A 338-nucleotide genomic window follows, 5' to 3' on the forward strand; every position below is an offset into this window, starting at 1 on the left:
GCACAAATATATCCACACAGTGGACCGGCCTTTCAACCAATCCAGTCATCTCACCAAACAACGAGGAGCCTCCACATTTTATTAGGCTCTGCCTCCGGGGCCACTAAAATCTTAACCACCTCGTCATAGTCTTTTTGAGCCGTCAAAAGCAGGCCGTGAACGGGTGTGCCAGATAGGGCAATCAATAAGGTATATATCAAGCTGTTCGAGTCCCAGCGTCTGACAGACGAAGGGGACGGTAGACAGGTAAATTTGGAACGCTTCAGTTCAGGGGCCCGTTAAAAAATGTTTTCGTTCTGAATATTCCACCTATCTTCTTTGTTCTTTTTATGGGAAGG

The sequence above is a fragment of the Parendozoicomonas verongulae genome (assembly GCF_009711465.1).
Lineage (GTDB): Bacteria > Pseudomonadota > Gammaproteobacteria > Pseudomonadales > Endozoicomonadaceae > Sansalvadorimonas > Sansalvadorimonas verongulae.